We start from the raw sequence: 13,260 nt of genomic DNA on the forward strand, positions 1-13,260 counted from the left end.
GCAATAGCGCGGTGGTCCCACCTGACCCCATGCCGAACTCAGAAGTGAAACGCCGTAGCGCCGATGGTAGTGTGGGGTCTCCCCATGCGAGAGTAGGACACTGCCAGGCATCAAATAAAGCCGAAAGCCCTGAACTGACGTTCAGGGCTTTTTGCTATGTGTAAAATGGAAAATCCCCGTTGTAATCCGCTTCAGCTTTCATCGTACTGTTTAATATTCATCACAAAACCAACGCATTGTTTCTCTGAATATCAGATATTCTTCGTCCGCTATTAAGTTTGGCTGTTAACTTATAAATAACAATAAAGTAACACCTGGCGGCAGGACGCCGAATTTCATCATTGCTATGGCTCGGAGAAAACATCATGACAGAAACAACCTCGGCTCTTGGGGATGAGCACGGCACCGAACAGGGAGCGCTGGATAACAAGAAACGCATTTTCGCTATCGTCGGGGCTTCGTCAGGCAATCTGGTGGAGTGGTTTGATTTTTACGTCTACTCCTTCTGCTCAATCTACTTTGCTGCCTCATTTTTTCCGGCGGGCAACAGTACGACACAGCTGCTGCAAACCGCCGGGGTATTCGCCGCCGGCTTCTTCATGCGACCTATCGGAGGTTGGTTATTCGGCTACATCGCTGACAAGCATGGCCGGAAAAACTCGATGCTGATTTCGGTCTGCATGATGTGCGCCGGATCGCTGGTGATCGCCTGCCTGCCGACTTATGAATCAATCGGCAGCTGGGCGCCGGCGCTGCTGCTGATTGCCCGCCTGTTCCAGGGGTTGTCGGTAGGGGGGGAATATGGCACCAGCGCCACCTACATGAGCGAGGTGGCAATCAAGGGGCGGCGTGGCTTCTACGCCTCGTTCCAGTACGTGACGCTGATCGGCGGGCAACTGTTGGCGCTGCTGGTTTTGGTGATCTTACAGCAAATATTGTCCGGCGAAGAGCTGAAAGCCTGGGGATGGCGTATTCCGTTTGCCTTGGGGGCGGTGTTGGCGGTGGTTGCGCTGTACCTGCGCCGCTCGCTGAATGAAACCTCCGATGCGAAGACGCGTAACCACAAAGATGCCGGTTCGCTGACGGGGCTGTGGAAGAACCGCAAGGCATTCCTGATGGTGCTGGGCTTTACCGCCGCCGGTTCGCTGACCTTCTACACCTTCACCACCTACATGCAAAAATACCTGGTGAACACCGCTGGTATGGACGCCAAGCTGGCCAGCGCCATCATGACCGTGGCGCTGTTCGTCTTTATGCTGCTGCAGCCGGCGGTAGGCGCGTTTTCGGACAAAATCGGCCGTCGCAGCTCGATGCTGATCTTCTCAGCCTTCGCCACGGTGTTGACGGTGCCGATCCTGTTTGCCTTGAAAGAGGTGACCAACCCCTTTATGGCGTTCGGTCTGATCGTGTTGGCGCTGTTCGTTGTCAGCTTTTACACCGCGATCAGCGGGTTGCTTAAAGCCGAGATGTTCCCGCCGGAGGTACGCGCGTTAGGGGTAGGCTTGTCTTATGCGGTGGCGAATGCCCTGTTCGGTGGTTCGGCGGAATATGTCGCGTTGTCGCTTAAATCGTTTGGCGTGGAGAACGCTTTCTTCTGGTATGTCTCCGGCATGTGCCTGCTGGCGCTGCTGGTCTCGCTCCGGTTGCATCGCAAAGGCAAGGAGATACAGCTGTAATAAAAACCCCGGCCTTGGCCGGGGTCAGCATACCGCTTACAGGATACGGCTAATCAGCCGATCGATGCGGATACGGCGCAGACGCCGAATCAGCTTACGCACCTTGATCGGGTACTGCTGAATGCTTTGCAGCTCCTGATAATGGCCGACCACGGTGGTGTGAGTGCGGATGCATTCCAGCTCTTTTTGCCGCTGCTCGCGCATTTCCTGCTTGGGATCGTGGATCAGAATGGCGTTTTCCAGATCCAGCCGCCAGGCGCGCGGGTTGAGATTATTGCCGGTAATCAGCTGCCACTCTTCGTCTACCCACATGCCTTTCAGGTGATAGCTGTTATCGCCATCCTTCCACAGACGCACGATCAGCTGTCCGGTGTCGATATAACGCTGCAAGCGGCTCAGAAAGCGGCGCAGGTTGATCTCGTACAGGTAGGGCAGCGCGCCGATGATTTTGAACGGCTGGTCCTCCGGAATATAGAAGTCGTTGGCGGTCTTGTCGCCGACGATGATCTCCACCTGTTTGCCCTGGCGCAGCAGATAAATGATGTTGCGCACCAGCAGCGCCGGCAGGTTGAAATAGGGAGTACACAGCGTCAGTTTCTGGTCGGCGCACGACATCAGGTGATGAATGGTTTTATTCAGCACGCTTTGCTTGCCAAGCCCAACCAGCGGCGTCACCGCCAGCTCATCGTTGCCGGCCTTGCCGCGGAAGTGGTAACCCGCGCGGCGCAGGGCGAAACGGAACAGACGGGTCTCGTTTTTGATCTCCGGGCTTTTCGGCCGATCGCTGCGATCGAGGCGTTGTACGGCGCCGGCGGTGAGCAGATGCTGCTTGATGTAATCGATCAGGGTATCGGCCAACACCTCATTGGTGATCAGCTGGTAGCGATCGTAACGGTATTTCTCATGCTGATGCAGATAAACGTCGTTGATGCTGGCGCCGCTGTAGATCACGGTATCGTCGACCACAAAGCCCTTCAGGTGCAGAACGCCCAACGCTTCGCGGGTATTGACCGGCACGCCGTAGATCGGCACCGACTGTTCCGGATGTTGGCTGGCCATGGCGCAGTACCAGTCGGCGTTGGTATTGGCGGCGGCGGCGCCGATTCGCCCGCGCTGTGCGCGGTGCCAGTCGACCAGTACGCAGATTTCCAGCTCGGGCCGACGCTGCTTGGCTTGATACAGCGCGTTGAGGATCTCGCGCCCGGCGTCGTCATGCTCCAGATACAGGGCCACCAGATAGATGCGTTGGGTGGCGTTGGCGATGGCGCTCAGCAGCGTGGTGCGAAAATCGGACGGCGCGTACAACGTACGAACATCAGCAACCGTCTGGGGGAGTTTGGGCAGTTGTGCAAGGTGTTGTTGATGTTTGCTACGTTTAAATTTTGACAACATCACAGTGCGTTTCTTCTCTCATGATTGATGGCCGGAACGCCACAGGCATAAAAACAATAAACCGAATAATCGGGCGATAATACCATTAGTTGCCCCGATTGTGCGTATGTTTTGGCGTTAAGTGGTGGATTCGTAGCGCATTGCGACGCAGGTCACTGCGCGTCGGCGGCCTGCAGCGGCAGCGTCAGATTGACGATGCCGTCCTCAAGCTGCACCTCGATGCCAAAGCCCAGTCGCTGCGCCAGCGCGATCATGCCGCGGTTATTCGGCATGGTGATGCCGCTCAGGCGGGTCAGGCCATGCGCGCGCGCGTAGGCGATCATTTTCTCCAGTAGCTGACGGCCTAGGCCCACGCCTTTGAGATCGGAACGCACCAGTACGGCGAACTCGGCGTCGGTGTTGTCCGGATCGGACAGCGCGCGGGTCACACCGATGATCTCGTCTGCGCGCACCGCCACAAAGGCCATTTCTCGATCGTAGTCGATCTGCGTCATGTTGGCCAAATCGTCATGGGTAAACTCGTTGATCTCGCTGAAGTAGCGATAATAGAGGTCTTCCTTGGTCACCCGGTCGATGAAATGTTTCAGCGCCGGTTCGTCTTCCGGCAGGATCGGGCGGAACAGGCACTGGCTGCCGTCTTTCAACGCGATGGTCTCTTCCAGCTCATGCGGATAAGGGCGGATCGCCAGCCGCGCCTGCGGATCGCCGCTGAACGGCGCGAGCTGCATCGAAACGTCCAGCAGGGTGAATTCGCTGCCGGAGGCCAACACCGGGTGAATATCCAGCCGGGCGATCTCCGGGCAGTCGAGGATCAGGTTGGAGACCTGCACCAGCAAGCGGCTTAGTCCAGGGATATCTAAAGGCCGCAGCGCGCTGCGCCCGCGGATCTTGCCGCCTTTCACCGCCTGCAGCACCAGATAACGCGCCAGCGCCATGTTCAGCGGCGGCAGCGCGACCGCCACCTGATTTTCCTGGCGCCACTCCACGCCGCCTTCACCCAGCATGATCAGCGGGCCGAAAATGGCATCCTGCTCCACCGCGATGCGCAGCTCCTGGGCGCCGGCGCGGTTGGCCATGCTCTGCACCAACAGGCCATGGATGCGCGCCTGGGGGTAGGTACGCTTCACACGGTCAAGGATCGCCTCCGCCGCGCGCTGCACTTCGGTCGCGGTGCGCAGGTAGAGCATCACACCCTGAACTTCCGATTTGTGCGGAATATCCGGCGAACGCAGCTTCAGCGCCACCGGGTAGCCGATCTGTTCGGCGATATGTACCGCTTCGGCGCTGTCTTCAGCGATCCAGGTTGGCAGGGTGCTCAGGTCATAAGCCTGCAGAATGGATTGCACCTCGTGGGTATCCAACTGGGTGGCACCTTCGGCCAGCGCCTGATGGATCAGGCGGTGAGCGTCGGCGGTATTGGCGGTCAGGCCGACCGGCAGCGCCGGGGTCTCTTTCAGTTGCTTTTGGTTGCGGCGGTATTCCACCATATGCATAAAGGCGGTGACCGCGCCTTCCGGCGTGCGGTAGGTGGGAATGGCGGCCTCGGTAAACTGCCGGCGCGCCTCTTGAGAAGAGTATTCGCCGCACCAGTTGGTCAGCAAGGTGATGCGCTTGCCGCGCGTATGGCGATGCAGCGCGTCAATCAGCCGCTGCGCCGTGGCGGTGCCCGGCGCCGCCGCACTCGGCGCATGGATCAGAAGCAGCGCGTCATAGTCGTGGCTGTCGAGCAGCGCTTCGAGAGCCGCCAGGTAGCGCTGCGGCGTGGCGTCGTCGCGCAGATCGAGCGGGTTGCCGGCGCGAATGAAATCCGGCAGCGCGTCGCTCAGCTTCGCCAGGCTTTCCTCGCTCAGCGTCGCCAGCTTGCCGTTGCGGCCGAGCAGTTCGTCCAGCGCCATCGCCGCCGGCGCCGCGCCGTTGCTGACGATCATCAACCGTTCCCCCCGCAGCGGATGCATATGGCTGAGGGTTTCCACCGCGGAGAACAGCTCGTGAGTATCCTGCACGCGCAGCAGGCCGGCGCGCTGGATGGCGGCGTCATAAGCGGCGTCCAGCCCCAGCTGGCTGTTGAGCAGTAATTGCGCCTGTTGGCTGCGGCCGCTTTTGATCACCAGAATGGGCTTGTTGCGTGAGGCGCTGCGCGAGGCGGAGAGAAAGCGTCGTGCGTCGCTGATGTTTTCCAGATACAGCAGGATGGCGCTGGTCTTGCTGTCGCGCGCCAAAAAGTCGAGCAGGTCGTCGACGTCGATGTCCAGGCTGTCGCCCAGCGCGATGAAGTAGGAGAAGCCGACTTCGCGCTGCTGCGCCCAGTCGAGAATGGTGTTGGCCACGGCGGCGGACTGCGAGATAAACGCCAGCTTGCCCTTTTGGATCGGCACCGGCGAGAAGCTGGCGTTGATGCCCTGCCACGGCGCCAGCAGCCCCAGGCTGTTGGGGCCCAACAGCCGCATGGCGTGGCGCTGCGCGCAGGCCTTCAGCTCGGCGAACTGTTCCGGTGGCGAAGAGAGCACGATGGCGGTTTTGCAGCCGCGTTGGCCCAGCGCGTCGATCAGCACCAGATTACGCTTGGCGTGGGTGCAGATGATCGCCAGATCCGGCGTCAGCGGCAGGCTGGCGACGTCGGGATAGGCCATGACGCCGCATACCGCCTTGTAGCGCGGCGTAACCGGCAAGATGGGCCCACCGAAACCGCCGGCCAGCAGGTTGCTCATCATCAGGTTGCCGGCGCGGCCCGGCTGCTGCGAAGCGCCCAGCACGGCGATCGATTTGGGACGTAGTAGCGCTTCTAACCCTCGCTGGCTCATGCACGGCTCCTTTTGGCAACGTTACGCCTGATTTTAGGCGCTTTATGGCTACATTGCTGTGACCGGTGCCTCCGGCCGGGTCGGTTTTCCCGCCAGATACTGTTGACGGAAATAGCGGAAATGCTGATTCAATCCGTCGGCGGCCGGCAGATCGCCCGCCTGTTGCAACAGGGCGGCGGCCACTTCCGCCGTGCAGTGCTGCTCGGCGCGGCTGGCTTCGCGCAGCTGATAGTCGGATGCGGCATCGACGTTGAGTGAAAACACCGGGAATTGATTGAGATACGGGCTTTTACGGAACATTTTGCGCGCTTCTGCCCAGGTACCGTCCAGCATGATGAACAGCGGCGGTTTACCGCCGACGGGCAGCTCATTGAACACCGGCCGTTCGGCGTCGGCGTAGGACGCGGGGAACACCACATAAGGCTGCCGCGTCGGATCGTTGATGGCTGCCAGCAGGGCGGGATCGACCTCGGTACGCGACCAGAGGAACGCCTGGGTGTCCGGCAGGATATCGGCGATCAGGCGCCCGGTGTTGCTGGGCTTGAGCGGCTCGGCGCCGAACATGATCAGGCAGAAGCGGCTGCCGGCCTGCTGCGGGCGAATGGTGTCACACAGGCAGTTTTTATGCGGCAGCAGGCAACCCTGACAACGCGCCACCCGGCAACCGCGCGCTAAAAAAGGGCGGGTGGCGCGGTCTAAACGGAATTGGCGCAGGCGAAGTACGGCGTTGTCGGTCATAACGATCCTGGGGGAAAAACCGCTATTGTAACGCAGAAAAAAGCCCGCCGGGAGGGGCGGGCTCGATCGGGGCGCGTTCGCGCGCGATGGCGGGATACGGCCTATACTTGCGGAATCACACTAACTCGTTGAGCCAGTTGTCAAACGGCGCCTTCGGCATCGCGCCGTTGAGCATGTCGACCATCTTGCCCTGACGGAACACCATGATGGTCGGGATGCTGCGGATGCGGAAACGGGCGCTCAGCTCCGGTTCGGCTTCGGTGTTCACTTTCACGAAGCGCACTTTGCCGGCGCGCTCTTCGGCCACGTCTTCAAAGATCGGCGCAAAGCTGCGGCACGGGCCGCACCACGGCGCCCAGAAATCGACCACGACCGGCAGATCGTCCTGCAGCAACTGGTCCAGCGTGGCGGCGGTGGCGTTGATCACTTCACCGTCGAAGAGCTCGTGGCCGCAGCGGCCGCATTTCGCGTTGTCCGCCAGACGTTCTTCCGGCACACGGTTGGTGGCATTGCAAGCTGCACAAACTGTATTCATGTTGACCTCGGGTACTGAGAAAACCGGGTCCCCGCAACGCGGTTGCGGAGATGTTTCTTTAATGCTGACAATTATCGGCAAAACCCGGCGCGTGAACAATGAGGTTTGTTCAATGGATGTGATAGTTGGGAGCTTTTAGCGCAAGTTGGTGGCTTCGTGCACCAACATCAGGTAATCTTCGCGCCCTGCGCGTTGGTGGAGAAGACAATGAACGATTCATTTAGTGGCAAGAACGGTAAAGTCAAAGTGATGTACGTCCGCAATGACGACGACAATGGCGATGACCGCAACAAGAATAAACGTCCGGCTGGCAAAGGCCGTCCGGCTGACGGTGCGCGCTCGGGCCGCACTGGTCAAGACAAGGCGCGTGGCGGCAACGATCGCCGCGGCGCCGACTCCCGCCGCAGTGAAAGCGATCGTCCTCGCCGTCCGGCGCGCACTGAAGATCGCGGTGGCAACGAGTCACCGTGGAGAACCGTCTCGCGGGCACCGAATGAAGAGCCGGCGTTCGATCACGGTGGCATCAGCGGCAAAAGCTTCATCGATCCGGAACAGCTGCGCCGCCAGCGCGCGGAAGAAACCCGCGTTTACGGTGAAAACGCCTGTCAGGCGCTGTTCGCCAGCCGCCCGGAAGCGATCGTGCGCGCCTGGTTCGTGCAGTCGGTCACGTCGCGCTTCCGTGAAGCGCTGCGCTGGATGGCTGCTAACCGCAAAGCCTACCACGTGGTGGATGAGGAAGAGCTGGCCAAGGCTTCCGGCACTGAGCACCACGGCGGCGTCTGCTTCCTGATCAAAAAGCGTCAGGGCCTGGATGCGCAGACCTACCTGAAAACCGCACCGGCGACCGACTGCGTGCTGGCGCTGGAAGAAGTGGGCAACCCGCACAACCTGGGCGCCATCGTCCGTTCGTGCGCCCACTTCGGCGTCAACGGCGTGCTGCTGCAGGATCCGGCGCTGCTGGAGTCCGGCGCGGCGGTGCGTACCGCAGAAGGCGGCGCGGAGCACATCAAGGCGATCAACGCCGATGATTTCCTGTCGGTGCTGGATACCTTCCGCAAGGCGGGTTACACCATCGTCACCACCTCCAGCCACAAAGGCACCGCGCTGGCGCAGGCCAAGCTGCCGGCCAAGATGGTGCTGGTGCTGGGCCAGGAGCGTGACGGCCTCAGCGACGGCGCCTGGCAACAGGGCGACATGAACGTGTCTATCGGCGGCACCGGCAAAGTGGAAAGCCTGAACGTTTCCGTGGCGACCGGCATTCTGCTGGCGGACTGGTGGCGTCAGAATCAGGCGTAATCTGTTCTACGTCGGATAAAAAAACGGGCGCCCCAGGGCGCCCGTTTCGTTTATTGAAGCTTAGTGAGCGCCGCCGCCCCCACCGCCGCCAGAGCTGAACGGCGGTTTCGCCACCCATACCAACACCAGCAGTACCAGGAACACCCCGGCCGACAGCCAGAAGATCTCGTTGGCGGAGATGATCAGGCCCTGGGCGGTGATCTCGTTAGCGATATACGCCGACGCCTGCTGCTTGCTCATGCCGAGCTGCTCCAGTTGCCGGTACATCTCCTGCGACTGCGGGTTGTACGGGTTGACGAACTCCGTCAGCTGCGAATGGTGCTGCGATTCGCGCTGCGTCCACAGGGTGGTGGTGATCGAGGTACCGATCGAGCCCGCCAGGGTTCGCGTGAAGTTCGACAGGCTCGATGCCGCCGCCATACGCTCCGGCGGCAGGCCGGACAGCGTGATGGTGGTCAACGGCATGAAGAAGCAGGCGATGGCGAAGCCCTGGACGAACTGCGGCCAGGCGGAAGCGCCGAAGTCCATGCCCGGTTCAAACGTATAGGCGCGCCAGTAGAAGCACACGGCATACATGATGAAGCTGAAGGTCACCAGCCTGCGCATGTCGAGCCGGTTGCCGAACTTGCCGATGATCGGCGACAGCAGCACTGGGATCAGCCCGACCGGCGCCGACGCCAGCCCGGCCCAGGTGGCGGTATAGCCGTACACCTCTTGCAGCAGCTGCGGCAACAGCACGATGGCGCCGAAGTACAGCATGTACGCCAGACTGATGCACAGGCAGCCGATGGTGAAGTTGCGCGACTTGAACAGCGACAGATCCACCACCGGATGGTCATCCGTCAGCTCCCAGACCACCAGGAACAACAGCGCTACGACCGCCACGACGGTCAGGGTGATGATCTCGGTCGAGTTGAACCAGTCCAGCTCCTTGCCCTGATCGAGCATCACCTGCAGCGAACCGATGCCGACGATCAGCAGCACCAGTCCAACCGTGTCGATCGGTTTGATCTCGGTTTTGGTTTCTCGCCCCTTCAGCGTCGCCATCGCCGCCATGATAACGAAGGCGCCGATCGGGATGTTGATGAAGAAGATCCAACCCCAATGGTAGTTGTCGCTGATGTAACCGCCGAGGATCGGCCCGAAGATCGGCGCGACGATAACGGTCATCGACCAGAGCGCCAGGGCCATCGCTCGCTTGGCGGGCGGGTAGTTGTTCAGCAACAGGCTCTGCGACAGCGGGATCAGCGGCCCGGCCACCACGCCCTGGATCACGCGGAAGAAGATCAGCATGCCGAGGCTGTTGGAGATGCCGCACAGCCAGGAAGCGAGGACGAACAGCGCGGTGGACCAGAGGAACAGCCGCACTTCGCCGATGCGCTTCGCCAGCCAGCCGGTGATCGGGATCGAGATGGCGTTCGCCACGCCGAACGAGGTGATCACCCAGGTCCCCTGCGAGTTGGAAGACCCGAGGTTACCGGCAATGGTGGGGATCGCCACGTTGGCGATGGTGGAGTCCAGCACCTGCATGAAGGTCGCCATGGCGAGCGCGACCGTCATCCAGGCGAGCTGGGCGCCTTCAAGCGGTTTCTGTGGCAAGATGGCCTCCCGCGCGCTTAGCCGGCGTTCGCATGGATCACGTCAGCGATCAGCTGGTTAACCGGCGCCAGATTCAACGCCAGCGCGTCGCTCTGGTACAGCGGTTTGTCGCGCACCACGTCAGACAGCACGCGGCCGTCCAGATTGGCGGTGTCGACGGTCACCAGCGTCGAAAGACCGATGCGCAGCGGATGATCGGCCACCTGCTTGGCGTCGAGCTCAATACGCACCGGCAGACGTTGCACCACCTTGATCCAGTTGCCGGTGGCGTTCTGGGCCGGCAGCAGCGAGAAGGCGCTGCCGGTGCCCATATCGATACCGACCACTTTGCCTTGATACACCACGTCATCGCCGTAGACATCGCTGACTACCGTTGCCGGCTGGCCGATACGCATGTTGGCGATCTGGGTTTCCTTGAAGTTGGCGTCAACCCAGATGTGATCGGCCGGCACCACCGCCATCAGCGGCGAACCGGCGGCGATCTGCGCGCCGACCTGCACGCTGCGGCGCGAGACATAACCGGTAATGGGGCTGATCACTTTGGTACGCTGCAGCGCCAGCCAGGCGTCACGCATCTGCGCGGCGGCCTGTTGGATTGCCGGCTGCTGTTCCAGCGGGGTATTCAGTACCATCGCCTGGTTGGCGTTGTATTGCTGCACCGCCACTTCCAGCGCGGCCTTGGCGCTGTCGACCGCATCGCGAGCGTGTTGCAGCTCTTCGCGGCCGATGGCGTCAACGCTGCCCAGCACCACGCGGCGTTTCAGATCGTTCTCGGCCTTGCTCAGATCGGTCTTGCGCAGGGCGATGTTGGCCTGATACTGCTTGCTGTTGATGATCAGCTGGTGGGTCTGACGCACGCTGTTGGCCAGGCCGGTTTTGGCGCGTTCAAACGCCTGCTCGGCATCGGTCGGATCGAGCGTCAGCAGTACGTCACCCTGCTTGACGTAGTCGGTGTTGTCGAAATTGACGCTGTTCACGCTACCGGACACCTGGGCCATGATCTGCACCTGGTTGCCGGAGACGTAGGCGTCGTCGGTTTCCTGATGATGACGCAGCACCAGGAACCAATACACTAAGTAAGCCACCCCTATAACAATGAAAATAACCGTCAGCAACAGCAGCCAAAATTTACGCTGCTTCTTTTTGCCGCTCGGCTGCTGCGGGTTTTGGATTTCCGCGCTCGCGCTCATGGTGTTCTCCAAGCCTTATATTATTATGCTTTCGAATCCGCTGCGGCCGGGGCCTGATAGCCACCGCCCAGCGCACGGATCAGTCCTATCTTCGCCTGCAGTAAGTTGCTGCTGGCATTTAACTCCGCCTGTTGCTGCTGCAATAGCTGCGTCTGGCTGGTCAACAGATCGTCGCGCCCGATAATCCCTGCCTGGTAACGGGCGTTAGCGACCTGATACACCTGTTGCATCGACTGGGCCGCGGACGCCGCCTGCAGCTGCTGTTGCGCAGAACTCTGCTGGATGGTGATGGCGTCGGCGGTTTCCTGTACCGCATTCAGGATGGTTTGGTTATAGGATTCCACCGCTTCGTCATACAGCGCGGATTCCTCGCCCAGCTTGCTGCGCAGCGCCCCGGCGTGGAAGATCGGCAGCGAAATCGCCGGCATCACGTTCCAGGCCTGGCTGGCCGCTTCAAACAGATTCGGGCTGGTGCCACTGGTGTTGGTGGTCATCAGGCCGGCGAAGGCTGAAATGGTCAGGCTGGGGTAAAACTCCTTACGTGCGGCGCTGACGCGCTGGCTGTAAGACTCCACCAGCTGGCGTTGCGCGGCGATGTCCGGGCGTTTGCCCAGCAGATCCGCCGTCAGCTCGCCCTGCGGTGCCATCAGGTTGTCTGCGGGCAACGGCACCTGACGCAGGTGCTGCATGGCGTTCGGCCCTTGGCCCGCCAGCGCGGCGAGCTGGTGTCTGAGCTGTTCGATTTGCGACTGCAACTGCAGAATCTGCTGTTTAGCGACGTCGGACTGCGCCTGGGTTTGTTGCGGCACGTCGACGCCGGTCAGCCCGGCCTGATAGCGCTGTTGGCGCAGCGCGGTCAGGCGTTCATTGTTGTTCACTTCCTGCTGCAGCAGCTTCTCGAGCGCCAGATTGCTTTGCAGCTGGTAGTAGGCGGACGCCACCGAACTGGTCAGCGTCAGCGCCGCCTGTTCCTGCTCGGCGCGCGCAGCGTTCACTTGCGCTTTGGCGGCGTTCACCTGGTTGCGGTATTTACCCCACCAGTCGAATTCGTACGCCAGGTTCAACCCCAGGGAGTTGGAGCTTGAATAGATCGGCTTATGCGGATACCCCAACCCCATATTGACGTTTTGCGGCACGCGTTGACGCTGGGTGCTGGCGTTCAGATCCAGGTTCGGCCCGTTGGCGGCGTTGGCTTCGCCCACCACGCTCTGCGCTTCGCGCACGCGGGCGGCGGCTTGACGCAGGGTCGGCGAGTTTTGCAGCGTCTGCGTCATCAGGGCATCCAACTGCGGATCCTTGAGGGCGCGCCACCACTGCGGGCTGACGGCCAGCGAACTGACTTTCGGCTGAGCCAACTGCAGGCTCTGCGGATCCATCAGCGTGGATTGCGGGGCAATATTATCGGTAGAAGCACACCCGGCCAGCAGCAATACGGCGAACAGCGGGGTGAATCTCCAGTTAAATGGGGATCGCATAATAGGTACCTGAACAGAAATTGTGAATTAGGATAACTGTTCTGTGATTTCCATTTGATCCAGACGTGCCAGCAATTTGCGCGTCAGCTGTTCCAGCTGTTTTTGCTCATCGTCGGTCAGCGTGGACCACAGGAAATGCAGACATTGGTGCTGCGGCGGCAGCAGTTGACTGAGAAATTCTTCCCCCTGCGGCGTCAGATGTAGATGCAGGCAGCGGCGATCGTTATCGCTTTCACGGCGCTCGATCCAACCGCGTTTCTCCAGCTCGTCGGCGATGCGGGTCGCATTGGTGCGCGAGGAGCCTAAGGCAGAGCTTAGCTCAGAAGGTTGGATGCTGTGGCTCTCCTGCGCATCCAGGGTAATCAGCGCCATAAACAGTGTTTCGTTAATCCCCTGCGCCTTCAGCATCTTGTTGCGATTTTCCAGCAACTTGCCTTGCATGTGCATGCACAGGCGGGTCAGCAGGATTTCCTGATACGGGAAATCTTTCTGCCGGGTGGCGCGGAAATTCAGCATTTGTTCTATGGGGGCAAACGAGCTTTCCATAATTTAGGGCCT

General features: G+C 60.7%; 10 protein-coding genes and 1 rRNA gene. 3 read left to right on the forward strand and 8 right to left on the reverse strand.

The features are described from left to right. Positions 1–109 (forward strand): 5S ribosomal RNA (gene rrf, locus ACJ8HA_RS16255); the annotation flags it as partial. Between the two features lie 256 nt (positions 110–365). After that, positions 366–1,676, forward strand: a complete 1,311-nt coding sequence (locus ACJ8HA_RS16260; protein ID WP_025304008.1) for an MFS family transporter — start codon at positions 366–368, stop codon at positions 1,674–1,676. Between the two features lie 36 nt (positions 1,677–1,712). Here ACJ8HA_RS16260 and pssA read toward each other — a convergent pair whose 3' ends face one another. The 4 genes from pssA to trxC form a co-directional block, all read right to left on the reverse strand. Beyond that, positions 1,713–3,068, reverse strand: a complete 1,356-nt coding sequence (gene pssA, locus ACJ8HA_RS16265; RefSeq protein WP_025304007.1) for a CDP-diacylglycerol--serine O-phosphatidyltransferase — start codon at positions 3,066–3,068, stop codon at positions 1,713–1,715. Positions 3,069–3,220: 152 nt separating this feature from the next. Then, positions 3,221–5,869 (reverse strand): bifunctional acetate--CoA ligase family protein/GNAT family N-acetyltransferase, encoded by a 2,649-nt coding sequence (locus ACJ8HA_RS16270; protein WP_351165264.1) that lies wholly within the window; start codon positions 5,867–5,869, stop codon positions 3,221–3,223. 48 nt (positions 5,870–5,917) lie between these two features. Continuing rightward, a complete protein-coding gene (locus tag ACJ8HA_RS16275) occupies positions 5,918–6,607 on the reverse strand; it encodes a tRNA-uridine aminocarboxypropyltransferase (RefSeq protein ID WP_038629863.1) in 690 nt (229 codons plus the stop codon). Positions 6,608–6,722: 115 nt separating this feature from the next. Beyond that, on the reverse strand, positions 6,723–7,142 hold the full coding sequence (gene trxC / locus ACJ8HA_RS16280) for a thioredoxin TrxC (protein ID WP_004928868.1): 420 nt from the start codon (positions 7,140–7,142) through the stop codon (positions 6,723–6,725). A 207-nt stretch (positions 7,143–7,349) separates the two neighbouring features. Here trxC and ACJ8HA_RS16285 point away from each other — a divergent pair, with 207 nt between their 5' ends. Continuing rightward, positions 7,350–8,438 (forward strand): tRNA/rRNA methyltransferase, encoded by a 1,089-nt coding sequence (locus tag ACJ8HA_RS16285; protein ID WP_442515401.1) that lies wholly within the window; start codon positions 7,350–7,352, stop codon positions 8,436–8,438. A 60-nt stretch (positions 8,439–8,498) separates the two neighbouring features. Here the strand turns inward: ACJ8HA_RS16285 and emrB are convergent, their stop codons facing one another. From emrB to mprA, 4 genes are read right to left on the reverse strand one after another with little or no spacing between them, the layout of a single operon-like run. Further along, positions 8,499–10,037, reverse strand: a complete 1,539-nt coding sequence (gene emrB, locus ACJ8HA_RS16290) for a multidrug efflux MFS transporter permease subunit EmrB (protein ID WP_043143795.1) — start codon at positions 10,035–10,037, stop codon at positions 8,499–8,501. 17 nt (positions 10,038–10,054) lie between these two features. After that, complete coding sequence (emrA, locus tag ACJ8HA_RS16295; protein ID WP_043143796.1) at positions 10,055–11,227, reverse strand: multidrug efflux MFS transporter periplasmic adaptor subunit EmrA; 1,173 nt, start codon at positions 11,225–11,227, stop codon at positions 10,055–10,057. A gap of 23 nt (positions 11,228–11,250) precedes the next feature. Then, on the reverse strand, positions 11,251–12,702 hold the full coding sequence (locus ACJ8HA_RS16300; RefSeq protein ID WP_025304002.1) for an efflux transporter outer membrane subunit: 1,452 nt from the start codon (positions 12,700–12,702) through the stop codon (positions 11,251–11,253). Between the two features lie 27 nt (positions 12,703–12,729). Then, positions 12,730–13,248 carry a transcriptional repressor MprA gene (gene mprA / locus ACJ8HA_RS16305; RefSeq protein ID WP_025160249.1) on the reverse strand — a complete coding sequence of 173 codons (519 nt, stop codon included), beginning with the start codon at positions 13,246–13,248 and terminating at the stop codon, positions 12,730–12,732. Between the last annotated feature and the right edge of the window lie 12 nt (positions 13,249–13,260).

Origin of the sequence: Serratia sp. CY33802 (assembly GCF_052169095.1) — a bacterium.
Taxonomy (GTDB): Bacteria; Pseudomonadota; Gammaproteobacteria; order Enterobacterales; family Enterobacteriaceae; genus Serratia; species Serratia bockelmannii.